Below are 24,614 nucleotides of genomic sequence, written 5' to 3' on the forward strand. Positions count from 1 at the left end.
TCAGGCGCTCATCGGCAGGACGGAGGCCGGCGCGCGGCCGGACGTGAGCGCAGCATAGAGAGAGACGTAATGCGCCACGCACGACTCGAGCCCGTAGCGGGCCTGCGCTCGTTCTGCCGCCGCTGCGCCAAGCGCCTCGCGCAGGTCATGATCGTTGCCGAGGCGGACAAGCGCGTCCGCGAGTGCCGAAGGCTCGCGCGGCGGCACGACGAGGCCGGCCTCGGCAACGGCTTCCGGGCTGCCGCCGACATCGGTGACGATCGTCGGCAGCCCTGCAGCCATCGCCTCGATCACGGCGTTGGGCGAGCCTTCCTCATGCGAGGCGAGCGCGAAGACGTCTGCTGCACCGAGCAGGTCGGCGACGTCGTCACGCTGTCCCACAAGCTTCACCTGGTCGATCACCGCAAGCGCCTCGGCCTGCGCGGTGAGAGCGACGCCGTAGCCATCGTCGCGCCCAGCGCAGAGCAGCATCGAGCCTGGCGGCAGATGCGGCCGGGCCTTGGCGAAGGCCTCGATGAGGTCGGCGTGTCCCTTGTAGGGAATGAGGTTGGCGACGCAGAGGATGGCGATGGCACCCTCGGGGATGCCGAGTGCGGTGCGCAGTTCCGCCCGCGGTCGCGAGGGCGGGGCGGTGATCACGCCGTTCGGCAGGAGTGCCACCCGTTCGGCCGGTGCGCCCTCGGCGAGAAGCTCCTCGCAGACCGCGCGGCTGTTGCCGATGAGCGCATCCATACGCCCGTGCAACCAGCGCTCCATGCGCGCGGCGCGGGGATGCGCGAGCTGATACGTGTTCAGGCTGCGGCGACTTGCGGCCCGTGGCCGCCGGCCGCTGAGCCAGCAGGCGAGCCCGCCGATGATCGTCGCCTCGGGGAGGAAGAAGTGAGACACGTCGGGCCGCCAGGCGAGCGCCTCGCGAAGCACCGCTGTGAATCCGGAGACGGACCCGCTCGCGTCGCGCACCTCGACGCCGTCCGCCTCGAGCCTCGCCGCCATCTCTCCGCGTCCGCGAAGCGACACGACACGCACCGAAGCGCCGCGTGCGACGAGCGCGGGAAGCACGGCGGCGAGATGACGCTCCGTCCCGCCGAGCCCGAGCCCGGTGACGACGACGAGCAGCCGGAAGCCGCGCGGCAGCTCAGCCATCAGCTTGCCTCGCGGCTTCGAGGAAGGCTTCGACCGGCCCATAGAACGCCTGTTCGAACGCAGCGATCCGCGCGTCCGGCCAGTCCCACCAACAAAGGTTCAGCAGCGCAGAGATGGTCGGCTCATCGAACCGGTGCCGGATCAGCCGTGCGGGGTTCCCAACCATCACCGCATAGGGCGGAACGTCGCGCGCCACAACCGCGCCGGCGCCGATTACCGCCCCGTCGCCCACGGTCACGCCAGAGAGGATAATGGCGCGCGCGCCGATCCACACGTCGTTGCCGATGGTCACGCCGCCGCGCGTCACGGCATCCGCATTCCCGTGCCGTGGCCGAAGCAGCCTGCTTCGGAAGGGAAACGTGCTCGCAAGATCGGTGCGATGATCGGCCTCGCCGAAGATCAGGACGTCGGGTCCGATCGAGCAGAAGGCGCCGACCCGGATCGGCGCGCGTGCTGTTGGCCGGACGAGATTGCGCGGGGCGAGGCCATAGCTGTGGCGCCCGATCTCGACATGGGCCGGCCAGCGTCCCGGGGCGCGGCCGCGCAGACGGTCCAGCAGTCCTCTCATGCGCACGCCTCGAAGGGCGGGAAGGCGAGGTCACGCTCGCTGATCACGGAAGGTGCTGCCGGCCAGGCGATGCCGAAGGCCGGGTCGTCATAGCGCGCGCCACGGGCCAGGGCGGAGGCGTAGCGCGTGCCCATGAGGTATAGGATGGCGCACGCGTCGGCGAGCGTCAGGAACCCGTGCGCGAAGCCTTCCGGAATGGCGAGGGCGCGGCCATTCGCCGCGCTGAGCTCCTCAGCGTGCCAGCGCCGGAAGGTCGGGCTTCCGGGGCGGATGTCGATGGCGACATCCCAGATCGCTCCGGCGATGCAGCGAACGATCTTCGCTTCCGCCGCCGGCGCATCCTGCCAGTGCAGCCCGCGAAGCGTGTGGCGGCGATCGTTCGTCGAGAGATTGGTCTGCCGAACCGTCATCGCGAAGCCTGCCTCGGCCAGGGCCTCGGCGCAGTGAAGGCGCATGAAGCTGCCACGCCCGTCCCGCTGCGGAATCGAGTGCAGCAGGAGTAGCCCAGGCAACGGCGTCGGGGAAATCGCGAGGCTCATGCCGGGACGAACACCTCGAGCCTTGGTACCGCGACAGCGAATCGCCCGCCCCATTCCGCGACGAACGCGAGGTCGGCCGCGATCTCGCGGCGCAGGTTCCACGGCAGGATCAGAACGATGTCGGGCTTCTCGTCAGCGATCGCCTGAGGCGCCAGGATGGGAATGTGCGAGCCGGGCAGGTAACGGCCCTGCTTCGAGGGCGCACGGTCAACCACGTAGGCGATGCGGCCATCCTCTGCGGTGATGCCGCAATAGTTCAGAAGCGTGTTGCCCTTGGCCGCCGCACCATAGGCGGCGACGCGCTTGCCCTCCGCGCGCATCGCGTCGAGAAAGGCGAGCAGCCCGTCGCGCACGGAGGCGCAGCGGGCCGCGTAGCCAGCATAGGCGGCATCGGTGTCGAGCCCCGCCGCCGCCTCCTTCGCACGAACCGCTTCGAGGCCAGGGCCAGGCGCGCGCTTCGCCGCCGCATGCGCGACGAAAAGGCGAAGCGAGCCGCCATGCGTCGGCAGCTCCTCGACGTCGAATACGGCAAGCCCCTGTGCCGCGAGGACGCGTTCGGCCGCGGCGAGGGAGAAGTAGCAGTAGTGCTCGTGATAGATCGTGTCGAACTGGAGCTCCCGCAGGAGGTTCAAGAGATGCGGAAACTCGAGCGTCAGCGTGCCATCGGGAGCGAGAAGGGCGGCGAACCCGGCGGCGAAATCATTCAGGTCCGGCACATGCGCGAAGACGTTGTTGGCAGCGATCAGGTCGGCCGGGCCATCCCTTTCGCGGATGCGCTCTGCTGTCGCGCGGCCGAAGAAGGCAACTTCCGTCGGCACGCCGCGCGACTGCGCCTCGGCCGCGACATTCGCCGCAGGCTCGATGCCGAGGCAGGGTATGCCCATCGCGACGAAATGGCGGAGAAGGTAGCCGTCATTGCTCGCGACCTCGACGACGCGGCTTGCCGGGCCGAGGCCGAGCCGATCACGCATCACCTGCGCGTAGCGCTCGGCGTGCGCAACCCAGCTTGTCGCGACGGAGGAGAAATACGCGTAGTCGGAGAAGATCTCCTCCGGCGGCACCGCTGCGCCGACCTGAACGAGCCGGCAGGCGCGGCAAACCCGTGCATGCAGGGGATAGCGCGGTTCGGGGCGGGAGAGCGCCTCCTTTGTGAGGTACGAATTGGCGAGAGGCTGCGCGCCGAGATCGACGAGCGAGAGAGAGAGAGCCTCGCCGCAGAAGCGGCAGGTGCGGTGGCCGTCACCGCCGATGGGGCGGAGAGCGCTCATGCCGCGCGCCTGTTGCATCGTGCCATGTGCGCGTCGAGTGCCGCATCGGCAAGCCGCGCTGCGTCTTCGCCCGCCGCAAGCGCGCGGTAGAAGCGCGCGGCATCGTCGATCGCCTCCGCCGCGCCGTGCAGCGCGTGCCAGCCGAGAGTCGCCAGCGCCCGGGAGGGGTCCAGCGAGAGGGTGCGCTTCTCTGCGATCGCGGCGGCAGCGTCATGCACCGGAGGCGGCGCATCGAATGCCACGGCAACGCGACGCGCGACCTCCTCGGCGGTAAGGCGCGGCGCGGAGGGGGCGGGGCCGAAATTCAGCGCCTGTGGCGCATCGCCACGCAGGAGCGCCTCGGCGTGCAGGATGTAGCCGCGCAGGCAGTCCCGCACGTCCTGCCAGGGGCGGGTCGAGCCTGGCGCGCGGAGGATCACGGCCCGCCCCTCGCGCGCAGCCCGCACGGTGTCGGGGATCAGGCGTGCGGCTCCGAAGTCGCCGCCGCCGACGACGTTGCCGGCGCGGGCGGATGCCACCGCCGCCCCTCGCTTGGCGAGCAGGGCGGCGTAGGAGGGGAGCAGAACCTCGCAGGCCGCCTTGCTCGCGGAATATGGGTCGTCTCCGCCGAGCGGTGCAGCCTCGGCGAAGGCTGTTCCCGTGTCGTCGTTCCGGTACACCTTGTCGCTGGTCACGACCAGCACGGCCTTGGGCCCATCCGTGCGGCGAAGCGCATCGAGAAGGCCCATCGTGCCGATGACGTTCGTCGCCACCGTTCCGGCCGGGTTGTCCCAGCCGCGCGGCACGAGCGCCTGCGCGGCGAGATGGAACACGGCCGAGGGTTCGGCCTGCGTCACGGCGGCCGCAACCGCATCGGGCTCTCGCAGGTCGCCAATCGTTTCGGTCACGCCGGCGCGAAGCGGATCGAGCGCGGCGGCTTCGCCTTCCGGTGCGAGCGCGAAGCCGTGCACGCGCGCGCCGAGGCGCGTGAGCCAGCGGGCAAGCCAGGCGCCCTTGAAGCCCGTGTGGCCGGTCAGCAGGACGCGGCGGCCAGCCCAGGCGCGCGGATCGGGCAGCGCCTGCGTCATTGCCACACGGCCCATGGCGCGCGGCCTGACCGCCACTGCTCCTCGATCACCGATTTGTCGCGCAGCGTATCCATCGGCTGCCAGAAGCCGTCATGGCGGAAGGCGCGCAGCTCGCCGCGCGCGGCAAGCGCCTCGAGCGGCCCCGCCTCCCACACCGTGCCGTCGCCCTCGATCGCGTCGAGAACGGAGGGCTCGAGAACGAAGAACCCGCCATTGATCCACCCGCCATCGCCGAGCGGCTTCTCGACGAAGCGTGTCACCGCGCTGTCGGCGAGCTCGACGGCACCGAACCGTCCTGGCGGGCGCACCGCCGTCAGCGTCGCCGCCTTGCCGTGCGCGCGATGGAAGGCGAGAAGCGCGCCGATGTCGATGTCGGCCACGCCGTCGCCATAGGTCATGCAGAATGTCTCGCCGGGCGTGAGATGCCGTGCCGCGCGCTTCAGGCGCCCGCCGGTCATCGTCGCATCGCCCGTCTCGGCGAGCGTCACGCGCCAGGGCTCTGCCGGTGCGTCATGGTAGGTGATGCTGTTCGCGGCGAGGTCGATCGTGACGTCGGCGCGGTGCAGCGTCCAGTTGGCGAAGTATTCCTTCACCATGTAGCCCTTGTAGCCGAGGCACACGACGAAGTCGGTCATCCCGTAATGGGCATAGATCTTCATGATGTGCCACAGCATGGGCTGGCCGCCGATCTCGACCATCGGCTTCGGCCGCACCACGGTCTCTTCGGCCAGGCGCGTGCCGAGGCCGCCAGCGAGGATGACGACCTTCATGGGCGCTCAGGCGAGAACATCGCGGACGGCGGAGATGATCCGGTCCTGCGTCGTCTCGTCGAGATACGGGTGGAAGGGCAGCGCGAACACCTCCCCCGCCAGCCGCTCACTCACGGGCAGGCCGTTCCCCGCCACGGGGTGCTTGGCGTAGGCCTTCTGGTGGTGCAGTGGCTTAGGATAGTAGATGGCCGTCGGGATGCCGCGCGCCTTCAGGCCGGCGAGCACCGCGGTGCGGTCCCGCCCCGGCGTGCGCAGCGTATACTGCGCCCACACCGAGACGTTGTGCGGCGCCACCGTCGGAACGATCGCGACGTCTGCGAGCGCTGCGTTGTAGCGGGCCGCCACCGTCTGCCGCGCTTCGATCTCGGCCGGGAAGACGCGAAGCTTCTCGAGCAGCACCGCGGCCTGCACCGTGTCGAGCCGCCCGTTCATGCCGACGCGGATGTTCTCGTACTTGTCTTCGTTGTTCTGCCCGTGCACGCGCAGGGACTGGAGCACATCGAGCGTCTCGGGGTCGTGGCAGAACACCGCGCCGCCATCGCCGTAGCAGCCGAGCGGCTTGGCAGGGAAGAAGCTCGTCGCCGCCATGTCGCCGATCGCGGCGACGTGCTTGCCGTGATGCGTCGCCCCGAAGCTCTGCGCGGCATCCACCAGAACCTTCAGTGCGTGCGCGCGCGCGATGGGAAGCAGCGCGTCGTAGTCGGCCGGCTGGCCGAAGAGGTCGACGGTGATGACCGCGCGCGGCCTGAGCCCCATCCGCTTCGCGGTCTCGATGCCGGCCTCGAGGCTTGCGGGGTCCATGTTGAAGCTGTCCTCACGCACGTCGACGAACACAGGCGTGGCGCCGAGCCAGGCGACGACCTCCGCGGTCGCTGCGAAGGTGAAGGAGGGGCAGAGCACCGCGTCGCCCGGCCTGATCTCCCAGGCCATCAGCGCGAGCGCGAGCGCATCGGTTCCGTTCGCGCAGGAGAGCGTGTGCGGAACGCCCGCGAAGGCCGAAAGCTCCGCCTCGAGCTGCGCCACTTCGGGGCCGAGGATGAACCGGCAGGACCGCACCACCTTCAGGATCGCCTCCTCCATGCGCGGGCCGATCGCGCGGCGCTGCGCATCGAGGTCGATGAAGGCGATCGGCGGGGCGACGTTCGTGTCGGGCATCAGGGGTTCTCCTCGGGGGCGGCGGGGGCGGCGACCACGCGCGCCAACTCGGGCATGACGATGGCGTCGGCCGGCAGGCCGAGGCGGGAGGCAAGGCGCTCGGCCTCACGGCGCAGCGCGCCGTCGGCGTCGGCGTCGGCGATGACGATAGCGTCTGCGGCGATGCTGCCCGGCGCCTCCGTGAGCACGGCATGCCCGGCGCAGCGGCGGTTGCGCCCGGACGGGTCGAGGATGGCAGCGACCGCGAGGCCCGAGTCGGTGGCGCTGAGCACCAGCACCTCGGCGAGGTCACCTGCGCCCACGAGAAGGATCCGTGTCCGGTTCCGGCGCGCGAGCTCGTCGGTCAGCTCGGTGCAGGCGGCGCGGGCGCGGCGATAGAAGCCCATGCTGTCGGTGAGGTACTGGGCGGTGAGGCGCCCCTTCTCCGTCATGCCCCTTGGCGTTAGGTAGTACGCGTAGCGGCGGAAGGGGGCAGAGCGCACCTTGACGAGCCCCTTGCGCACGCAGCGCTTCAGGTAGGCGTTCGTCAGGCCGAGGGCGATGCCGAGTTCGCGCGCGAGGCCGCGCTGCGTCTGCGATGGCGAACGCTCCACCGCGGCGAGCAGGCCGAGAAGGATAGCGGGGTCTTCCGCCTCCTCACGCCGGCTGGGGGGGCGGGAGGGCGACAGGCGCTCTGCGTGTGTGTCGGGCACGACGGTGAAGGGGCTACACCGTTCACATCGTGAACGTCAAGGGTGTTCACAGGCTGAACGGCCAGCCGCCTCAGGCGAGGACCAGATTGGGGCCGGAGGCACCCGCCCGGCGGCAGGCGTTGCGGGTATCGACGACGAGCGGGCAGGCGGCGAGGAGGCCGGCATAGTCCACGCCGTCATGGTCGGTCACCACCATCGCTGCGTCGTAGAGCGCGAAGGAAGCGGTGTTCCACGGCACGGAGCGGCGGCCGGCGAGGTGTGGATACTCGCGTGAGCGACGAATCTCGGGAACGTAGGGGTCGTGGTAGTCCACCGCGGCGCCGCGCTCCTCGAGAAGCTCGATTATCTTGAGCGTCGGGCTTTCCCGCATGTCGTCCACGTTCTTCTTGTAGGCGGCGCCGAGCAGAAGGATCCGCGCGGCCTTCAGGCCCTTGCCTGCGCGGTCGTTCAGCGCGTCGGCGAGCTTCTGCACCACCCAGCGCGGCATGGCCGTGTTGATCTCGCCGGCGAGCTCGATGAAGCGCGTCGCCACCTCGTGCTCGCGCGCCTTCCAGGTGAGGTAGAACGGGTCGATCGGGATGCAGTGCCCGCCGAGGCCCGGGCCCGGCCAGAACGGCATGAACCCGAACGGCTTGGTGGAGGCGGCCGAGATCACCTCCCACACGTCGATGCCCATCGGCGCGTAGATCTGCTTCAGTTCATTCACCAGCGCGATGTTCACCGCGCGGAAGATGTTCTCGGTGAGCTTCACCGCCTCCGCCGTCGCCGCCGAGGAGACGGGCACGGTGCGCGGAACCACCGCGTCATAGAGCGCCAGGGAAAGGCTCAGCGCCTCCTCGCCCTCGGCGCCGACGACCTTGGGGATGCGGCTGGTCGAATGGTCGATGTTGCCTGGGTCCTCGCGCTCCGGAGAGTAGGCGAGGAAGATGTCAGTGCCGGAGCGGAGCCCGCCGCGCTCCAGGATCGGCTTGACCACCTCGGCCGTCGTTCCCGGATAGGTGCTGCTCTCGAGGATCACGAGCTGGCCCGGCCGCAGGGTCGCGGCGATCGTTTCCGCGGTCGCGACCACATAGGTCATGTCCGGCTCGCGATGGCGGGTCAGCGGCGTCGGCACGCAGATGAGAAGCGCATCGGCCTCGCCCAGCCTGCCCGGGTCGGCCGTCACGGCGAAGCGGCCGGTGGCGTTCATCGCCCCGATTACCTCCCCGCCGATGTGATGGATGTAGGACCGCCCGGCTGCCAGCGCCTCCACCTTTCCCGGATCGGTATCGAAGCCGAGCACGGGAAAGCCGCGCTCGACGAAGATCCGGGCAAGCGGCAGGCCGACATAGCCGAGCCCTATGACGCAGACGGTGGCCGTCCGGGCGGCGATGCGGGCAGAGAGGGCGGCGGCGTGGGGGGACGCGGGGGCGTGCATGGCCGGGGCGGGTAGGGCGCGGCGGGTGCCCTGTCAACTGCGGCCTGCTGCCTTCCGCCTCGGGTCGGTGCCTGCCCCCACTCCTGCAACGTTTGTTACGAGATTTGACATATGTCGCTCTGTGACGATGTTAACCTCGTGTGCATCGCGCCATCGCTAGAGTGTTCACCGAGGCAGGCATCGGATTTTCCACGCATGAACGAGATCGACATCGCCTCCACCACGCCGGCCACGGCCGAGGCAGCCCCCCTGTCCTCGGACCGCTCGACCGTGGTGCGCGACAAGCTTCTCGCCAAGCTGACCTATGCGGTGGGCAAGGACCCCTTTGTCGCCCGGCGCTATGACTGGCTTTTGGCGGCGAGCCACGTGGTGCGGGATGCCATCATCGACCGCTGGATCGCCGCGACCCGCGAGACCTATCGGACAGGTCACAAGCGCGTCTACTACCTCTCGCTGGAGTTCCTGATCGGCCGGCTGTTCCGCGATGCCGCCTCGAACCTCAACCTGATCGAGCCCATCCGCGAGGCGCTCGCCTCCTTCGGCGTGACGCTCGATGACGTGGCCGAGATCGAGCCCGATGCGGCGCTCGGCAATGGCGGCCTCGGGCGCCTTGCCGCCTGCTTCATCGAAAGCATGGCGAGCGTCGGCATTCCCGCGATCGGGTATGGGATCCGCTACGAACACGGGCTTTTCCGGCAGAAGATCGTCGATGGCCGGCAGATCGAGGTGCCGGAGGACTGGCTGTCGCATGGCAACCCGTGGGAGTTCGAGCGGCGCGAGGCGGCCTACGAGATCGGCTTCGGCGGCGTGGTGGAAGGCCGCCAGGAGTGGGACGGCGCGACGAAGCCGACCTGGAAACCCTCCGAGCGCGTCATCGCTGTCGCCTACGACACGCCGGTGATCGGCTGGCAGGGCAAGGCGGTCACGACGCTCCGGCTCTGGTCTGCCCGCTCGCCGGATCCGATGCAGCTCGAGGCCTTCAACGCGGGCGACCATGTCGGCGCGGTGCATGAGCGGGCGCGGGCCGAATCGATCAGCCGCGTCCTCTACCCGGCCGATTCGACGCCGGCCGGGCAGGAGCTTCGCCTGCGGCAGGAGTTCTTCTTCACCTCCGCCTCCCTGCAGGACCTGGTGCGCAGGCACGTACAGCAGTTCGGCGACGTGCGCTCGCTTCCCGAGCATGCGGCGGTCCAGCTGAACGACACGCACCCCGCCATTGCGGTGGCGGAACTGATGCGCCTTCTCGTCGACGTCCACGGGCTTGCGTGGGACGAGGCCTGGGGGCTGACGCAGGAAACGATCAGCTACACCAACCACACGCTGCTCCCCGAGGCGCTCGAGACCTGGCCGGTCCATCTGATGGAACGGATGCTGCCGCGCCACATGCAGATCATCTACGCGATCAACGCGCGGCTCCTGGCGCAGGCGCGCCGCTGCCCGGGCGCCGACGACGTGTTCATCGCCGCCGTATCGCTGATCGACGAGCAGGCCGGCCGCCGCGTGCGCATGGGCAACCTTGCCTTCGCCGGCTCGCACAAGATCAACGGCGTCTCTGCGCTGCACACCGAGCTGATGAAGGAGACGGTGTTCGCGCCGCTCAACCGGCTGCTTCCCGGGCGCATCACCAACAAGACGAACGGCATCACGCCGCGGCGCTGGCTGTTCCAGGCCAACCCGGGCCTCACCGCCCTGTTGCGCGACACGATCGGCGACCGGTTCATGACGGATACGGCCGCGCTCGCCGATCTCGCCCCGCATGCGGAGGATGCCGCCTTCCGCGAAGCCTTCGCTGCCGTGAAGCTCGCCAACAAGCAGCACCTCGCCGCGCTGATCGGCGAGCGCACTGGCATCCGCGTCGACCCCGCGGCGATGTTCGACGTCCAGGTCAAGCGCATCCACGAGTACAAGCGGCAGCTCCTCAACATCCTCGAGACGATCGCGCTCTACGACGCGATCCGCGCCGACCCCGATCGCTTTCCCGTGCCGCGGGTGAAGGTGTTCGCCGGCAAGGCGGCGGCAAGCTACTGGACGGCGAAGTCGATCATCCGCCTGATCAACGACGTCGCCCGCGTGGTGAACGCCGACCCCGCCGTGCAGGGCAGGCTGAAGGTCGTTTTCCTGCCGAACTATAATGTCAGCCTCGCAGAGCGCATCATGCCTGCGGCTGACCTTTCCGAGCAGATCTCGACCGCAGGCATGGAGGCCTCGGGCACCGGCAACATGAAGTTTGCGATGAACGGCGCGCTCACCATCGGCACGCTCGATGGCGCGAATGTCGAGATCCGCGATCTCGTCGGGCCGGAGAACATCGTGATCTTCGGCTTGCACGCTGACGAGGTCGCGAGGCTCCGCCGCGACGGGTATGACCCTCGCGCGACGATCGAGGCGACACCCGCTCTCGAGAGCGCGCTCGCCTCCGTCGCGCAGGGCGTGTTCTCGCCCGACGAGCCCGGCCGATACGGCGATCTCGTCGGCAGCCTCTACAGCGGGGACCATTTCCTCGTTGCAGCAGATTTCGCCGCCTACGCCGCGGCGCAGAGGTCCGTCGATGCGTTGTGGCAGGACCAGGTGGCGTGGCAGAGGAAGGCGGTGCTGAACACCGCGCATGTCGGCTGGTTCTCCTCCGACCGAACCGTGCTCGAGTACGCCGAGGAGATCTGGCGCATCCGCCCGCGCGGATAGCGGCCGACCGGCACGCCGATCGTCACTCGTATCCGACGGCCTCCGCAAGAATGCGCCGTGCCGGAACTCCGCCCTGGGCCAGAGCGGCGCGTGCCGCGGCCAGCATCGCCGGGCGGCCATAGATGACATGGACCCAGGAGGTCTGCGGTTCGCGGCAGAAGCGCGTCAGCACCGTCGCGTCCAGCTTTCCCGTCACGCCCGTCCAGCCGCGCGGCGGCTCCGCTAGCACCTCCGCGATCGTGAGGTCGAGCGTGCGGCGCAGCGCTGCAAGCTCGGCGCGGGCGATCAGGCCTTCCTCGCGGCGTGCGCCGACGATCACCAGCATCGGCCGCCTGTCGCCGCGCGCCTCCGCCTCGCGCAGGATGGAGAGGATAGGTGCGACACCCGCTCCCTGCGCGATCAGCACGAAGCCGCGCGCCTTGCGCGACAGAGGCATCATCCCGCCATAGGGACCGTCGAGCCAGGCGCGCGCGCCTGGCCTGAGCGTGCCGATCGTGTTCGTGAAGTCGCCCTCGCCAGCGATCAAAATTGTCAGACGCGTCGGATGCGATGGCGCGGAGGCGATCGAGAACGCATGCTCGCGAAGCGAGAACGGCCCGCGATCGAGGATCAGCCACACGAACTGCCCGGCCTCGAAGCGCAGCCCCGAATGGCCGACCGCCTCGATCGTCACCGCCCAGACGCCCTGCGTGTCGGGACGCACCGCGACGACGCGCCAGGGCCGTCCTCGGCGTGCCAGTGGCCGGAGGAGATAGACGTGCAGCATCGTGGCGGCGGCGACTGAAGCGAAGCCGAGCCAGACCCACATCAGCGCCGGGTGCGCATCGGCCGGCGCCTCGATCGCATGCAGCGTCCCGACGCCCGCGACGGCGAGCGCAGCGGTGCCGTGCATCAACCGCCACGTCTCGTGCCTGAGCGGCAGGCTGCGCCGGGTGAGAGCGGCGGCGAACAGGCCCGCGAGCAGAACGGAAGCGGCGATTCCGCTCCCCTCGGCGACGCCGTGCGGATCTGGGACGTTTTCATACAGGAACGGATGCAGGAGCAGGATCGGTACGGCGACATAGGCAGCGCGGCGGTGCAGCCGCATCACCGTATCGAGACCGAACGTCACGGTAACGGGCCGAATCCGTCCGGCGAGCAGGAACTGCGCGAGGAGGACGGCAAAGGCGAGACGCGTCAGGGCGGAGACGACCTGGTCGCGTAGGCTTCGCTCATCGTGCATCAGCGCGGCGGGCCCGAGTGCGCACGTCGCGTAGAGCAGGACCGGCAGGAGGCGACGGGAGCCGAGCATCATCCTAGGATCGCAACCATTGCGTGGGCGCCGCCTTGTCCTGGATCAAGCGCAATCACCGTCAGCGTAGCGGCACGCCACGCAGGGAGGCCTCGAGCGTCCGTCGCGTGCGTGCCGAGCCCTCGGTTCCATCCACGGCGAAGGCGGCCAGCGTCGCGAGGAACGCGGCGGTGAGCGCGACTTCCTCGACCATGCGTGCGACGCCGCCGCGGTCGAGCAGCGCTGCTTCGCGGACCCAATGGATCAGCCGCGACAGGTTGAACACCATCGGCACCCAGGTGTGCGGGTGGCTCGGCCAGGCCTTCACCGCCAACATCCCGGTGATCGCGCGGCGGTGCGGCGCTGCGGCAGCGAACCAGCGCCACATCACCTCCTCTGTCCGTGCGCGCGGGGCGAGGCTGGCGAAGCCGGCGGGATCTTCCGGGCTGGCCAGCATCGCCCGCAGCAGCCGGTCGAAGGCGGCGTCGGCCAAGGCATCGGCGTCCCGGAATGTCGCATGCAGAGATGTAAGCGGAATGCCGAGCTCCGCCGCCACGTCATGCAGGCGCACTGCGTCCCAGCCATCGCGATTCGCCCGCGCAAGCGCGGCGTCGAGAATGCTGTCGGCGAGCCCGGTCATCCGTCGGACTTGGTTGCGCGGGTGGAACCGCGCAAGCGGCGTCAGAATCTGACGACCGTCGATAGATACAGCCGCGGCTCGTTGCCGCTGTTGCCCGCAAGCACCTCGGCCGCGACGTCGCGCGTCAGGGGCTTGGCAAGCTCGACAGCCGCCGCGACCGCCTCGCCGAGCCAGAGGCGGATGCCGAGCCCGGCACTCGCGAGGCTCTGCGAGGCCTGGCCTGCCGTGGCGTTGGAGACGATGCCAACGTCGTAGAACAGGTAGGGCTGCACCGTCGCCTCGCGTCCGAACGTGTACCAGCCGGGCAGGAACCCGGCCGACCATTGCAGCTCGACCGATGCGGCGATGCCGTTGTCTCCCGCGATCTCGGAGGGGTCGTAGCCGCGGCCGAAGCGCGCGCCGCCAAGGCCGAACTGCTCGAAGGCGACGAGGGGCGCCCCAAAGGACCATTGCCCCCGGGCCGCAACGAACACGCCGAACCCCGGATAGAGCGCATCGAGCGCCTGGGTGCGCGAGGCCTCGACGACGAGCCTGGTGAAGCGCGAGCGTGCCCCGGGGCGCGAGGCGTTGGTGCGGTTCTCCGGCGATGCGCCAAGCGCATCGAGGCCCTGCGACAGCTCCGCTGTCGCGAAGTTGAACCCGCCCCAGCCATCGGCGAGGTCGTAGGAAAGGGCCGCGCGCAGCGGGCGGATATTGTCGTCGTAGGCGGGGGCCACGTCGCTCCGGCCAAGCACGTCGTTCGTGCTGTCATACGGCGTGAAAGCGAAGCTCGCGCGGAGGTTCTCCGCCCGGCTGCGGACGATCGGGTAGCTCGCGCCGACCGAGACGCCGACCGATTGGCCCTCGACATCGAGCGGGGCGAGGGTGAAGCCGGGCTGCGAGCGCGAGAGGAAGGCCGAGGCCGCGATCACCCAGCCGTCCGGCCCCACCGGCGTCTCGTAGCCGATCTCGCCGTAGCGAAGCTCCCGCAGTGGCGAGGCACCGACGACGCGAAACGCCATCCGGTCATAGGCGCGGATGACGGATGACACTGATCCCCCGGCCGAGGCCTGCCATGGCCCGACATAGCGGCTGCCGCGATTGTCGAGCGCGAGATACCCGTCCCAGGCCCGTCGGCTTTCCGCGGTGACGGCGAGCCGCGCGGCTCCCGGCGGGCCGGAGGGTGCAGGCTCGATCATCCCCTGCGCGCGGACGCCGGGAAGGTCGTTCAGCAGGAGGATCGAACGCTCGAGCGCGCGCAGCGTCAGCGGCCGCACGGCCATCGCCGCACGCTCCGCCCGCGCGGCGAGCTCTGGCTCAGCGGCGCCGGTGACCGACACCTCCGCCACGAACCCCTCGACCACGGCGAGCCGCGCCGCGCCGCCCTCGATCCGCTGGGCCGGAACGAGCGCACGGCTGATTATGTAGCCGTCCGCGCGGTAGCGTTCCGTGATGGCATCGGCGATGGCGTAGAGATCGGCCACCGCGACCTCCGTGCCGAGCAGATGCGCGAAGAGCGGCGCGAAGGTTCCGGGCGGATAGGCGGTTACGCCCTCGATCTCGAGCGCTGTCAGCGTGAAGCGGAGCCTCTCGGCGCCGACCGGCGCGCCGGGCGAGGGGGCGATGGGCGCGACGGGCTCGGGCGGGAGCGCCCCAGGCACCTGCGGTGCTGCCGGCGCCTGGCCCGGCAGGCGCGCGGGGTCGACGCCGGCGGGAAGCTGCGCCGGAACCTGGCCGAATGCCGGCAGCGAGGCGAAGAGTGCCGCGCCGAGCAACGCGGGGGCGAGAGCCGCACGCCCACGCCTTCCGGGTGCGGCGCGCGGCGTCATGCCGGTCCGGTCATGCCGTCTCCGGGCGGCGCTCAGCGCAGCGGAGGCGGCGCGACATAGCCGGCAAAGTACGGCACCGGTGCGGGGGCCAGGCCCTCGATCTGCTCGGCGAGCAGGGCGTTGGCGAAGACCTCGCTCGGGTCCTCGCCGTCGACCGAGACGGAGGCGGCCTGGAAGCCCTGCGTATCCCCGAGGCTCGCGGGAGTGAACCCGCCGGTGCCGGAGGCGAGGGAGGTGGTCACGAGCTGCGGCGCGCCGGGTGCGGTGATCAGCCGGAGCGCGTTCGTCCCCGGATCGGGCGCGTTGGCTACGGCAGGGCCGGCCGTGCCGCCCGTCGCAGGCGGGGCCGGAGGCGGCACGAGGGCCAGCACGATCTCGCTGCCGACGACAGCGAGCTGCGCGCCAGCCGCGAGCACGGATTGGTAGCGGGGCGAGGCGGAGAGGCTGTCGTTGACGGCACGCAAGTCCTGCAGAGAGATGGCGATCGTGCCGGGCGGTCCTGCGAGTGCGATCGCGGAGGCCGCAATCGTCTGGTTCGCCGCACCTCCCGCCTCGCCTGGCGCGGTACCGGGCATGGATTGGATCGTGGTGCTGCCGGCCGTCACCGGCCCCGTCGGCGACGTCTCGCTCAGGCCGAGAGGCGTCGCGCCGGGGCTGGCGATGAGGGTGAGCGTCTCCTCGGTCCGCACTGTCTGCGGTCCGCCGCGGGCGCGGATGAACGCGGCCGCTCCTGCCCCCTGGAGCGTGATGCCGCGCGCGGCCTCGATCGACTGGCCGCTGCCTGCGGCAGCGATCCCCGCATTGCCGCTTCCAGACCCGGCGCGGACCGTTAGCGTCGTCGCCGCGGTCACGCTCTGCGCCCCTCCGATCACCTCGATCGACGCCGCGCCATTCGCCGCACCGGTGAGCGTGACCGCGCCGCCGGAGCGGATCGTCTGGTCGCCGTTGATGGCCTCGATCGCGACCGTCGCGCCGGGCTGGGCGACGAGCTGCACGTCGCCCGTCTCGATCGTCTGCGCGCCTTCGGTGGTGGTGACGGTCGCGCCGCCCGAGCGCGCGAGAAGCGCAAGCCGCCCGGTCGCTGTGATCGTCTGCTCGCCGGCGGAGGTGGCGATGCGCGCACGCGAGCCGCTGCTGCTCCCGCCGTTCAGCGTCACGCCGCCGCGCGAGGTGAGAGCCTGCCCCGATCGAGCCGTGATCGCCGCCTCGCTTCCATTCGCCGTCACGGTGATGCCGTTCGCCTCGATCACCTGGGTGCCGCCGGAATGGACCAGCGACGTGGCGTTCGCGCCGCCTGACCGAACGAGCAGTGCGCCACCGGCGCGGATCGTCTGCATCCCCGCGCTCGTTTGGAGGCGGGTGTCGTTCGCCTGGGCCATCGCCGTGGTGCCGCCGAGGCCGACCCGCACGTCGCCGCCTGTATCGACCGTCATGCCCAAGCCGGCGAGGACGTGGGCGTATGCATCGCCGCTGCTGCCCGTGCCGGCCTCAAGCCGGACATTGCCGCCTGCCTGAAGCGATACCGTTCCGCTACCAGACTGGATGCGCGACCAACCGCCCGGCGTGTTCTCCTCGCTCGTGCTTGCGCCGCGGACGATCAGGTCCTGGCCCGCCGAGACGGTGACGGGTCCAGTGCCGCTCTCGACGCGCGCCTGCGCGCCCGCGGCCGTGGCGGAGATGATCACGTCGCCGGTTGTCGCGGCGACCCGGACGGGCCCGGACGTGCTGGCCGCGACCACGTGCGCGCCGCCGCCGATGCGCACCGATGCACCCTGAATGTCGAGCGCCCCGGCCGCGAGGGTGATCGAGGAGCCGATGCTCGCCGCGCCGGTCGCCCGCACGACGAAGCCACCCGAGCCCGAGGCCGACACCGGCTGGAGCACGTTCACCGCACCGCCGGAGGTGAGCCGAAGCGTCCCGGCGCTTGCCCACGCGACCGGTGCGGCGATGGTGATCGTGCTGGTGGCGAACAGCTCGACATTGGAGAAGCCGAGCTGCGAGACGACCGCCGAGGCGTTCAGCGCGATGTTGCCCGGCGTCGATGCGCCGGGGATGGTGCTGGTGCCGCCGGAGGAAACGACCGTGAGCGTCGTCGGATCGAGGAGAAGCGTTCCCCACTGGCCCGAGGGTGCGCGCAGGTCGGCTGTGCCGGCGAAGCTCAGCGCCTCGCGCCCCGAGACCTCTGCGAACCCGCCCGCGCCGCTGCCCGCGCCGCGCGCGGTGATGGCGCCGGAGAACTGCGTCGCCTCCTCCGACCAGAGCACCACGGAGCCGCCCGCGCCGGAAATGGTCGCGTCAGCGGCAAGCACCGCGCCCTGGTCGACGCGTGTCGTCCGCGCCGCGCGGGTGCCGGACGCGCCGCGTGCCGCGCCGCCGAGGTGCACCGAACCGCCGCCGGCCGCGCCGGAGACATCGATCCGCGAACCGGAAGCCACGGCCACCCTGTCGCCGAGCACCGACACCGTGCCGCCGCGCTGGCGCGCACCTGCGCCGGTGGCGTCCACACGTCCGGTGACCGTGACGGTCGGCCCCTCCGCCTCGACCGTGCCGAGGGTGATGCTGCCGCCATCCGCCGTGACGCTGCGCGCCTCGATCACGCCGCCCATGTTCACCGCGCCCGCGAGCACGCCCCGCGCCTCGGCCACGGAGAGGCGCACGCGCCCGCCATCGGCCGAGATGCGCCCGGTGTTCTCGGCGATGGCGCCGGGAGCAGCGCGCACCGAGATCAGCCCGTCGCCGTCGAAATCCACCGTCGCCGCCGAGCCGCCGGCGATCTGCACCCGCCCGAGCCGGGCCTCGATCGTGCCGCTGTTGCGTGCCGTCGGGCCGACCAGCGCGGCAAGGCCCCCGCCCTGGACGGCAATGCGCCCCTCATTGACGACCGCCGCGCCCGCAGCGGCCGGCTGGTCGAGCCGCACCTGGCCGTCGGCCATGAACTGCCCGACCGCGTCTGGGCTCATCCGCCCCGCGGCCGCGGCGATGCCTGCGGCATCGACCTTCGCGTCAGGCCCGAACCAGATGCCGTTCGGGTTGGCGACGACGACACGGCCGTTCGAGGACAGCTGGCCGAAGATGCGGCTCGGGTCGTTGCCCTGGACCTGCTGGACGGAGATCGAACCCGCCCCGGGCTGGCGGATGTCGACCGAGGCGCCGGAGCCGATGGAGAAGGACTGCCATCCGATCACCGCACGGTCCGACCCCTGGGTGACCTGCATCCTGTTGGGTGCGGTGGTCGCGATGCTTGCCTGGCCGGCGATCACGGCGCCACCGGTCGGCAGCGTCGACGGGGCTGGCGGTTGCGACAGAGCCGCTGCGGGAGCGCAGAGAGCCGTTCCTGCCAGCAGCATAAGGCGGGGCACACGCATCTGGCCGCGCACTCCTTCCGGTCCCCTGCGACGCAACGCACGGCCGGCATCGATCCGGAAGCGCGGCCTTCTGCCGCCACCACGGCGCGGGGTCGTTCCTCTCGGAACGGCCTGCGCCGGAGCTGTCTGGCTGGCTGCCTCGGATGATCAGAGTGCGCGAGGCTGAGATAACCTCCACGTGAGAAGACGAACAAGCGATTTTTTTAGAAAGCGTTCATGCTTGGCCTGCAACCAGGCGATGCGCTCGCCTACGACATACGCAGTGATGCCTGTGTATGCAAATAGTCCTTCGCGCTGGACAAAGGGGTCGAACCGGGTCTTGCCCGCTTTACGGGTTTATCCTCGTGCGGGGTGCGCGCTCGCTATCCCTTCTGCGGAAGCGTCCTGTCCAGCTTGGCGAAATGCTTCCGCGCCAGCGCGCACACCTGCCCGTCGGAGGGATGGTCGGCTGCCTCGATGCCGACGATGCGGCTGCGGAAGGCAGGGTCATGCGCCTCGATGTGCCGGATGAGCTCGTTCTTTGCCTCGCCCGGGCCGACGATCAGCCATTCCTGTGCGCCCGCGAGGGCCTCCACGACCTTGTGCAGGTAGTCCTGGTCGGCATGGGTGTGCTCGCGCGACCGGGCACTCGGCCCGTGCACGTGCCTGTCCGGCTTGCGGTCGCGGACCGTGATCTTCTCCGCCTCGGTCTCGGTGATGTGGAATACGCGTGCCTCGTGCCCGTCGAGCCATACGACGGCGTGGTAGTGCGCCATGGGTGGGGTTCCTTGTTGCTTCGCGCCGCTCGTCCGCGGTGCCTATCGAACGCTGACGATGCGGAAGGTGAGCGCCTCGCCGTCGGTCTCCCGGACGGTCACATACTCGCCGGGGCGGAACACATGGCCGTCGAGCTTGAAGAGCGGCTCGTCATCCGCCTCGCCCGGCTCATAGCTGAACGCCCACCCATGCCGCCCGTGCACGAGCTCGCCCTGCTTGTCGGGCTCCTCGTGCCAGAAACGCCTGACGGTGCACTCCGACCGGCGGGCCCGCCAGGTTTCGGCATCGAGGTGACCATCCGGCGTCAGCGGCACGTGCAGCTCGTAGCCTCGCTCGCTCGAGCCTTCGGGAAAGCCTGGGTTGCGGGCAAGCAGCATATGCACCGTATAGAGGCGTGGCATGGCTCGCGTTCCTCCTTCGCCGGGAAGTCTCGCCCGCCATGACGCGCCCGGACATGAGATGGATCAAGTCCTGGCCGCTTCGGGGATGCGTCGGAGGCTTCTGAGGGCCGAGGTGGCCACCGCGCCGAGCGAGAGGAGGAACAGGAGCGCCGCAAGGCCAATGCCGTATTCCGGCCCGTGCAGCGCCGAGATCGTTCCGCCCGCGATTGCCCCGAGCGGCCGGACGCCATAGATCGCCACCTGCAGTGCCGCGCCGACGCGGCCGAGCAGCGCCCGCGGCGTGACGGCCTGGCGGATGCTCTGCTGGCAGATCAGCCACATCATCGGCCCGAACCCGATCAGGAACTGCGCGGCCAGCGCCGCCGCGAGGGGTGCCGCGGCATGGGGGGCGAGAAGCAGGAGCAGGGGGGATGCGACCGAGAGTGCGGGGCCTGCGACCAGCACCGCATTGGCGCCGAGCCGCGTGATCGCCATCGGTGCGGCAAGCGCCCCGAGAAGCAGCCCCGCGCCATAGCCGCCCTGCGCGAGCCCTGCCTCCGCGGCGCCGAGCCCGAGCGGGCCGAGAGCGAACGGGACGAAGGCGGCAAGCAGGGCGAAGAACCCGGCGTTCCAGCACAGCGCGCAGGCAGCGATCCCGCGCAGAAGCGGCTCGCCCAGAAGGAACCGCACGCCTTCGCCGAGCGCGTTCCAAGCGCCGCCGCCGCCCGACGGCGCGGGCAGGTCCGGCACGCGACGGAGCGAGGCAAGCGCCAGCAGGGCGAACGCCGAGGCCAGCCCGAAGGCGAGCGCCACCTCGCCTCGCGCAGCGAGCAGCCCCGCGATGGGCGGCGCGGCGAGGGTTGCGAGCGCCCGGGCAAGCTCGAGCCGCGCATTGGCACGCGGCAGGGTGCCAGGTGCCGCGATGTCCGGCACGGCCGAGGCCGCGGCGAGCACGAAGAGAACCGTTCCGGCCGAGCCAACGAACACCCCGGCGGCAAGCAGCCCCGCCGCACCAGACGCAATGCCCGAGGCTGCACCGGCGAGGCCGAACACCGATAGGGCCGCGGCGGCCCTGAGCACGCCGCCCCTCCCGAACCGGTCGACCGCGAGCCCGGCCGGCAGGGACAGGGCAAGCCAGGCAAGCGCCTGCGCCGCGACAAGCAGCCCGACAAGCCGCGCATCGCCGCCGAACGCGAGCAGGGCAGCGAGGGGAATGGCGGCAAGAGCGAGCTGGTCCGCGGCGTGCAGCCCGGCTGCGCCGCCGAGCAAAGGTGTCAGAGAGCCTCTCTTGGTCATCGGGTCATGTCCTCGTCCCTGCTGTCGAGGAGCGCCTGATGGCAGGGACCGACGGCAGGCCGCGCCGCGCCGCTTGCCGCCGAAGCGTCGGGCGAGGCGGCGGCCCGCCGTTGCACGCCGTTACGAAGTGGACATGCCGCCGACACCCGCCCGCCGCTACAGTGGCCCCATGCCAAGCCGCGCCATTTCCCTCGGGGCCGTTCTTCTCGCCGCCACCGCGCTCGGCGCCGGGCTGGTCGCCCGCGACCGGAGCGACGGCACCGAGGCGCCCGCCTACCGCACCGCGACGATCGATCGCGGCGCGATCACCGCGAGCGTCTCGGCCACCGGCACGGTGAACCCGATCGTCCTCGTCGAGGTGGGGAGCCAGCTTTCCGGCCAGATCCGCGCCCTGCTCGCGGACTACAACGCGCACGTGAAGGCCGGCCAGCCGATCGCGCGGCTGGACACCGACCTGATCGAGGCGCGGCTTCGCGCGGCCGAGGCCGACATTGCCGCCACCGAGGCAGGGCTCGCCGTCGCCCGCGCCGGCGCGGAGAAGGGCCGGGCCGATATCGACACGGCACGCGGCAATCTCGCCGCGGCAGAGGCCAACGCCGTCCGTGCCGAGGCCGCGCTGCGCGACGCGGAGGCCGATGCCCGCCGCAAGCGGGAGCTTCGCGCCCGTGGCGTCGGTGCCGAGGCCGATGCCGAGCGGGCGGACTTCGCCGCGCAGGTCGCCCGCGCATCGCTCCGTGCTGCCGAGGCGCAGGCGCTTCAGGCGGCTGCGCAGGTCACCGCCGCCGAAGCCGCGAGCCGCACCGCGGACGCGCAGGTCGATCGCGCCGAGGCCGAGGTGGGCAGCCGCCGCGCCCAGCGCGCGCAGGTCCAAGTCGATCTCGATCGTGCAACGATCCGCGCGCCGATCGACGGGGTGATCGTCAGCCGCAACGTCAATCTCGGCCAGACCGTCGCCGCCTCGCTGCAGAGCCCGACGCTGTTCACCATCGCCGACGATCTTTCCCGCATCGAGCTCTGGGCGACGGTGGACGAGGCCGATATCGGCCGTGTCGCGCCTGGCCAGGGGGTTGCCTTCTCCGTCGCAGCCTGGCCGGGGCGGGAATTCGCCGGAACGGTGAAGGACATCCGCCTCGCCGCGCAGACGGTGCAGAACGTCGTCACCTACACCGTGGTGATCGAGGCGACGAACGAGCGCGGCCTGCTCCTTCCTGGAATGACCGCGACGGTTCGCGTCGTCACCGCGCGGCGGGACCAGGTCCTGCGCGTGCCGAACGCCGCGCTGCGCTGGCGGCCGCTGGCTTCGGCGGGCCAGGCGGAGGCGCCGCCGCCCTTCGCTGCCTCCTTCGCCACGCTTCCGGAGACGCTCGGCCTCGATGCCGCGCAGCGCGGCCGGCTCGAAGCCCTGGTGGCAGAGGCGCAGCAGGGCCTTGCCGCCGCCGGCTCCGACCCCGACGCGCGGCGCAGGGCGCTGGCCGCCGCACGGCAGACCATCATGCAGCGGCTATCCGAGACGCTGACGCCGGAGCAGCGCGAGAAGGCGCGCACGCTTCGCGCCGCACGGGCCGCCGCCCCGGCGGAAGCGAGCCAGCCTGGGCAGGTCTACGTGATCGATGCTGCCGGCGCGCCGCGGGCCGTGCCGGTGCGCACCGGCATCGGCGATGGCAGCGTGACTGAGCTCGTCGCGGGCGACCTGCAGGAGGGAAACCGCGTGATCATCGGCCTGCCGCGTGGTGGCACCACGACGCGCCCCGCCTCGCCAGGCCTGATGCCGCGCTTCGGATTCTGAGCGATGGCAGCATTGATCGAAACCGAGCACCTGTCCCGCTCCTATCGCCTCGGCGGTGTGGAGGTTCCGGCATTGCGCGATGTCACCGTCTCCGTTCCGCATGGCCAGTTCATCGCGGTGATGGGACCTTCCGGCAGCGGCAAGAGCACGTTCCTGAACCTGATCGGCTGCCTCGACCGGCCGAGCGGCGGCACCTATCGCCTAGACGGCGAGGACGTCAGCCGTCTGACCGCTGATGCGCTGGCTGCCGTGCGCTCGCGCAAGCTCGGCTTCGTGTTCCAGGGCTTCCATCTGCTGCCACGCGCCGATGCGCGGGCCAATGTCGAGCTGCCGATGGTCTATGCCGGGCTTGCCCGCCGCGCCCGCCGCGAGCGCGCCGAGCGCGCGCTCGCACGCGTCGGCCTCGGCGCGCGCATGCACCATCGCCCGAACGAGCTCTCCGGCGGGCAGCAGCAGCGCGTCGCGATCGCGCGCGCCATCGTCAACGAACCGGTGCTCCTGCTCGCGGACGAGCCGACCGGCGCGCTCGACACGCGCACGAGCCTCGAGATCATGGCGCTGTTCCAGGAGCTCAATCGCGGCGGGCTGGCGGTGCTGCTCGTCACGCACGAGCCTGAGATGGCACGCTTCGCCGAGCGGCTGCTTCGCTTCCGCGACGGCCGGCTCGTCGATGACCGGATGCAACGGCCGGAGAGTGCTGCCGCGGCGCTCGACGCACTTCCAGCGGCCGATGCCGCATGAGCAGCCTCGCCATCGGAAGGGCGCGGCGCGGCTCGATGGGGCTCGGTACGGCGCTCGCCGGCGCGCTGTCGGCGATCGCCGCGAACCCGCTCCGCGCCGCGCTGACGATGCTCGGCATCGTCATCGGCACGGCCGCGGTGATCGCGACCGTCGCAGTCGGCTCGGGCGCGCGGGAGGTCGTTCTCGCGCAGATCAGGAGCCTCGGTTCGAACCTCATCATCATCCTTCCCGGCGCGCAGAGCACGGGCGGCGTGCGCACGGGAACCGGATTCAGCCAGACGCTGACCTATGACGATGGCACGGCCATCCTGCGTGACGTGCCGTCTGTCGCGCTCGCCGTGCCGGGCGTTCGCTCGACGCAGCAAGTCGTCGCCGGCGGGGCGAACTGGAGCACGACCGTCCAGGGCACGACGCTCGACTTCCTCGAGGCACGGGAGTGGGAGATCGCCGCAGGCAGGGCCTGGACGGCAGAGGAGGAGGCGCGGGCGGCAAAGGTCGCGCTGGTCGGCGAGAGCGTCGCGGTTGCCCTGTTCGGCGACGCCGACCCCGTCGGCGCGCAGATCCGTATCCGCAACGTTCCCTTCGAGGTGGTCGGCCTTCTCGCCCGCAAGGGCCAGGCCTCGACCGGGCTCGACCAGGACGATCTCGTGCTCACCCCGCTCTGGACGGCGCGGCGGAGCATCATCGGCGCGAGCCGGGCCAATGCGCGCGCGGTCGGCACCATCCTCGTCAAGGTGCATGAGGGCGAGGACATGGCGGCGGTGGAGGAGGATGTGCGCGCGCTTCTGCGCCAGCGCCACCGCCTCGCTGCGACCGAGCCGGACGATTTCTCGATGCGCAACCTTGCCGAGATCGCAGCGACGCGCGATGCCTCCGCCCGCACGCTCTCGGTCCTGCTCTCCTCCGTCGCGACCGTCTCGCTTCTCGTCGGCGGCATCGGCATCATGAACATCATGCTCGTTTCCGTGACGGAGAGGACGCGCGAGATCGGCCTACGCCTCGCCGTCGGCGCGCGGCGGCGCGACATCCTTCTCCAGTTCCTTCTCGAGGCGGTGACGCTCTCGCTCATCGGCGGGCTGGCGGGGATCGCGCTCGGCGTGGCGGCCGCGAATCTCGCCGCAGCGTCTGCCGGCTGGCCCGTGCTGATCGAACCCGCCGCGGTTGGCATCGCCGTTGGCTTCTCCGCGCTCGTCGGCATCGTGTTCGGCTTCTATCCTGCGCGCCGCGCCGCCACGCTCGACCCCATCGCGGCGCTGCGCCACGAATAGGGA

At 70.9% G+C, this 24,614-nt stretch carries 20 protein-coding genes; 4 read left to right on the plus strand and 16 right to left on the minus strand.

What is annotated here, in order from left to right; genetic code table 11:
* The 9 genes from FIF60_RS13105 to FIF60_RS13145 form a co-directional block, all read right to left on the minus strand.
* Positions 1 to 1,143 carry a glycosyltransferase gene (locus FIF60_RS13105; protein WP_158639204.1) on the minus strand — a complete coding sequence of 381 codons (1,143 nt, stop codon included), beginning with the start codon at positions 1,141 to 1,143 and terminating at the stop codon, positions 1 to 3.
* Entirely contained in the window at positions 1,136 to 1,711 is a 576-nt protein-coding gene (locus FIF60_RS22390; RefSeq protein ID WP_144186544.1) for a CatB-related O-acetyltransferase, read from the minus strand. Before FIF60_RS22390 ends, FIF60_RS13105 begins: the two co-directional genes overlap by 8 nt.
* Positions 1,708 to 2,250: a dTDP-4-dehydrorhamnose 3,5-epimerase family protein gene (locus tag FIF60_RS13115; protein ID WP_144186545.1), complete on the minus strand. Its 543-nt coding sequence runs from the start codon at positions 2,248 to 2,250 to the stop codon at positions 1,708 to 1,710. The genes FIF60_RS22390 and FIF60_RS13115 overlap by 4 nt, the downstream gene beginning before the upstream one ends.
* Complete coding sequence (locus tag FIF60_RS13120) at positions 2,247 to 3,518, minus strand: class I SAM-dependent methyltransferase (RefSeq protein WP_144186546.1); 1,272 nt, start codon at positions 3,516 to 3,518, stop codon at positions 2,247 to 2,249. Before FIF60_RS13120 ends, FIF60_RS13115 begins: the two co-directional genes overlap by 4 nt.
* Positions 3,515 to 4,600: a CDP-glucose 4,6-dehydratase gene (gene rfbG, locus FIF60_RS13125; protein WP_144186547.1), complete on the minus strand. Its 1,086-nt coding sequence runs from the start codon at positions 4,598 to 4,600 to the stop codon at positions 3,515 to 3,517. The genes FIF60_RS13120 and rfbG overlap by 4 nt, the downstream gene beginning before the upstream one ends.
* The gene (rfbF, locus tag FIF60_RS13130) at positions 4,582 to 5,355 is read right to left on the minus strand and encodes a glucose-1-phosphate cytidylyltransferase (RefSeq protein WP_144186548.1); all 774 of its coding nucleotides are present in this window, start codon (positions 5,353 to 5,355) and stop codon (positions 4,582 to 4,584) included. Before rfbF ends, rfbG begins: the two co-directional genes overlap by 19 nt.
* Positions 5,356 to 5,361: 6 nt before the next feature.
* A complete protein-coding gene (locus FIF60_RS13135) occupies positions 5,362 to 6,510 on the minus strand; it encodes a DegT/DnrJ/EryC1/StrS family aminotransferase (RefSeq protein ID WP_144186549.1) in 1,149 nt (382 codons plus the stop codon).
* The gene (locus tag FIF60_RS13140; protein WP_144186550.1) at positions 6,510 to 7,202 is read right to left on the minus strand and encodes a winged helix-turn-helix transcriptional regulator; all 693 of its coding nucleotides are present in this window, start codon (positions 7,200 to 7,202) and stop codon (positions 6,510 to 6,512) included. Before FIF60_RS13140 ends, FIF60_RS13135 begins: the two co-directional genes overlap by 1 nt.
* Positions 7,203 to 7,272: 70 nt before the next feature.
* Entirely contained in the window at positions 7,273 to 8,619 is a 1,347-nt protein-coding gene (locus FIF60_RS13145; RefSeq protein WP_144186551.1) for a nucleotide sugar dehydrogenase, read from the minus strand.
* 195 nt (positions 8,620 to 8,814) lie between these two features.
* Between FIF60_RS13145 and FIF60_RS13150 the strand changes: the two genes are divergently transcribed.
* Complete coding sequence (locus tag FIF60_RS13150) at positions 8,815 to 11,301, plus strand: glycogen/starch/alpha-glucan phosphorylase (protein ID WP_144186552.1); 2,487 nt, start codon at positions 8,815 to 8,817, stop codon at positions 11,299 to 11,301.
* A 22-nt stretch (positions 11,302 to 11,323) separates the two neighbouring features.
* On the opposite strand, the gene FIF60_RS13155 is transcribed toward FIF60_RS13150, so the two are convergent.
* The 7 genes from FIF60_RS13155 to FIF60_RS13185 all read right to left on the minus strand — a co-directional run bounded on the left by FIF60_RS13155 (position 11,324) and on the right by FIF60_RS13185 (position 20,816).
* A complete protein-coding gene (locus FIF60_RS13155) occupies positions 11,324 to 12,595 on the minus strand; it encodes a hypothetical protein (RefSeq protein ID WP_144186553.1) in 1,272 nt (423 codons plus the stop codon).
* 58 nt (positions 12,596 to 12,653) lie between these two features.
* Positions 12,654 to 13,211: a TetR family transcriptional regulator gene (locus FIF60_RS13160; protein WP_144186554.1), complete on the minus strand. Its 558-nt coding sequence runs from the start codon at positions 13,209 to 13,211 to the stop codon at positions 12,654 to 12,656.
* Positions 13,212 to 13,252: 41 nt separating this feature from the next.
* Positions 13,253 to 15,019, minus strand: coding sequence for a ShlB/FhaC/HecB family hemolysin secretion/activation protein (locus tag FIF60_RS13165; RefSeq protein WP_144186555.1), 1,767 nt, complete (start codon positions 15,017 to 15,019; stop codon positions 13,253 to 13,255).
* A 32-nt stretch (positions 15,020 to 15,051) separates the two neighbouring features.
* The gene (locus FIF60_RS13170; protein ID WP_144186556.1) at positions 15,052 to 18,384 is read right to left on the minus strand and encodes a two-partner secretion domain-containing protein; all 3,333 of its coding nucleotides are present in this window, start codon (positions 18,382 to 18,384) and stop codon (positions 15,052 to 15,054) included.
* Positions 18,385 to 18,746: 362 nt separating this feature from the next.
* Positions 18,747 to 19,139: a translational machinery protein gene (locus tag FIF60_RS13175; protein ID WP_144186557.1), complete on the minus strand. Its 393-nt coding sequence runs from the start codon at positions 19,137 to 19,139 to the stop codon at positions 18,747 to 18,749.
* Positions 19,140 to 19,181: 42 nt separating this feature from the next.
* Positions 19,182 to 19,541 (minus strand): hypothetical protein, encoded by a 360-nt coding sequence (locus FIF60_RS13180; protein WP_239451610.1) that lies wholly within the window; start codon positions 19,539 to 19,541, stop codon positions 19,182 to 19,184.
* A 63-nt stretch (positions 19,542 to 19,604) separates the two neighbouring features.
* Positions 19,605 to 20,816 (minus strand): MFS transporter, encoded by a 1,212-nt coding sequence (locus FIF60_RS13185; protein ID WP_144186558.1) that lies wholly within the window; start codon positions 20,814 to 20,816, stop codon positions 19,605 to 19,607.
* Positions 20,817 to 20,949: 133 nt separating this feature from the next.
* Between FIF60_RS13185 and FIF60_RS13190 the strand changes: the two genes are divergently transcribed.
* Genes FIF60_RS13190 through FIF60_RS13200 form a run of 3 tightly spaced genes read left to right on the plus strand, consistent with a single transcriptional unit; the run spans position 20,950 to position 24,611 of the window.
* Positions 20,950 to 22,602, plus strand: coding sequence for an efflux RND transporter periplasmic adaptor subunit (locus FIF60_RS13190; RefSeq protein WP_158639205.1), 1,653 nt, complete (start codon positions 20,950 to 20,952; stop codon positions 22,600 to 22,602).
* A 3-nt stretch (positions 22,603 to 22,605) separates the two neighbouring features.
* Positions 22,606 to 23,343 carry an ABC transporter ATP-binding protein gene (locus tag FIF60_RS13195; protein WP_144186560.1) on the plus strand — a complete coding sequence of 246 codons (738 nt, stop codon included), beginning with the start codon at positions 22,606 to 22,608 and terminating at the stop codon, positions 23,341 to 23,343.
* On the plus strand, positions 23,340 to 24,611 hold the full coding sequence (locus FIF60_RS13200) for an ABC transporter permease (RefSeq protein ID WP_239451611.1): 1,272 nt from the start codon (positions 23,340 to 23,342) through the stop codon (positions 24,609 to 24,611). The genes FIF60_RS13195 and FIF60_RS13200 overlap by 4 nt, the downstream gene beginning before the upstream one ends.
* Positions 24,612 to 24,614: the final 3 nt, after the last annotated feature.

Source organism: Elioraea rosea, from assembly GCF_007644105.1.
GTDB lineage: Bacteria > Pseudomonadota > Alphaproteobacteria > Acetobacterales > Acetobacteraceae > Elioraea_A > Elioraea_A rosea.

Excerpts from the sequence above, each read along its gene's own strand:
- FIF60_RS13105 (WP_158639204.1), bottom strand. The coding sequence starts at position 1,143 with ATGGCTGAGCTGCCGCGCGGCTTCCGGCTGCTCGTCGTCGTCACCGGG.
- FIF60_RS22390 (WP_144186544.1), bottom strand. The coding sequence starts at position 1,711 with ATGAGAGGACTGCTGGACCGTCTGCGCGGCCGCGCCCCGGGACGCTGG.
- FIF60_RS13115 (WP_144186545.1), bottom strand. The coding sequence starts at position 2,250 with ATGAGCCTCGCGATTTCCCCGACGCCGTTGCCTGGGCTACTCCTGCTG.
- FIF60_RS13120 (WP_144186546.1), bottom strand. The coding sequence starts at position 3,518 with ATGAGCGCTCTCCGCCCCATCGGCGGTGACGGCCACCGCACCTGCCGC.
- rfbG (WP_144186547.1), bottom strand. The coding sequence starts at position 4,600 with ATGGGCCGTGTGGCAATGACGCAGGCGCTGCCCGATCCGCGCGCCTGG.
- rfbF (WP_144186548.1), bottom strand. The coding sequence starts at position 5,355 with ATGAAGGTCGTCATCCTCGCTGGCGGCCTCGGCACGCGCCTGGCCGAA.
- FIF60_RS13135 (WP_144186549.1), bottom strand. The coding sequence starts at position 6,510 with ATGCCCGACACGAACGTCGCCCCGCCGATCGCCTTCATCGACCTCGAT.
- FIF60_RS13145 (WP_144186551.1), bottom strand. The coding sequence starts at position 8,619 with ATGCACGCCCCCGCGTCCCCCCACGCCGCCGCCCTCTCTGCCCGCATC.
- FIF60_RS13150 (WP_144186552.1), top strand. The coding sequence starts at position 8,815 with ATGAACGAGATCGACATCGCCTCCACCACGCCGGCCACGGCCGAGGCA.
- FIF60_RS13155 (WP_144186553.1), bottom strand. The coding sequence starts at position 12,595 with ATGATGCTCGGCTCCCGTCGCCTCCTGCCGGTCCTGCTCTACGCGACG.
- FIF60_RS13160 (WP_144186554.1), bottom strand. The coding sequence starts at position 13,211 with ATGACCGGGCTCGCCGACAGCATTCTCGACGCCGCGCTTGCGCGGGCG.
- FIF60_RS13165 (WP_144186555.1), bottom strand. The coding sequence starts at position 15,019 with ATGACGCCGCGCGCCGCACCCGGAAGGCGTGGGCGTGCGGCTCTCGCC.
- FIF60_RS13170 (WP_144186556.1), bottom strand. The coding sequence starts at position 18,384 with ATGCGTGTGCCCCGCCTTATGCTGCTGGCAGGAACGGCTCTCTGCGCT.
- FIF60_RS13175 (WP_144186557.1), bottom strand. The coding sequence starts at position 19,139 with ATGGCGCACTACCACGCCGTCGTATGGCTCGACGGGCACGAGGCACGC.
- FIF60_RS13180 (WP_239451610.1), bottom strand. The coding sequence starts at position 19,541 with ATGCCACGCCTCTATACGGTGCATATGCTGCTTGCCCGCAACCCAGGC.
- FIF60_RS13185 (WP_144186558.1), bottom strand. The coding sequence starts at position 20,816 with ATGACCAAGAGAGGCTCTCTGACACCTTTGCTCGGCGGCGCAGCCGGG.
- FIF60_RS13190 (WP_158639205.1), top strand. The coding sequence starts at position 20,950 with ATGCCGCCGACACCCGCCCGCCGCTACAGTGGCCCCATGCCAAGCCGC.
- FIF60_RS13195 (WP_144186560.1), top strand. The coding sequence starts at position 22,606 with ATGGCAGCATTGATCGAAACCGAGCACCTGTCCCGCTCCTATCGCCTC.
- FIF60_RS13200 (WP_239451611.1), top strand. The coding sequence starts at position 23,340 with ATGAGCAGCCTCGCCATCGGAAGGGCGCGGCGCGGCTCGATGGGGCTC.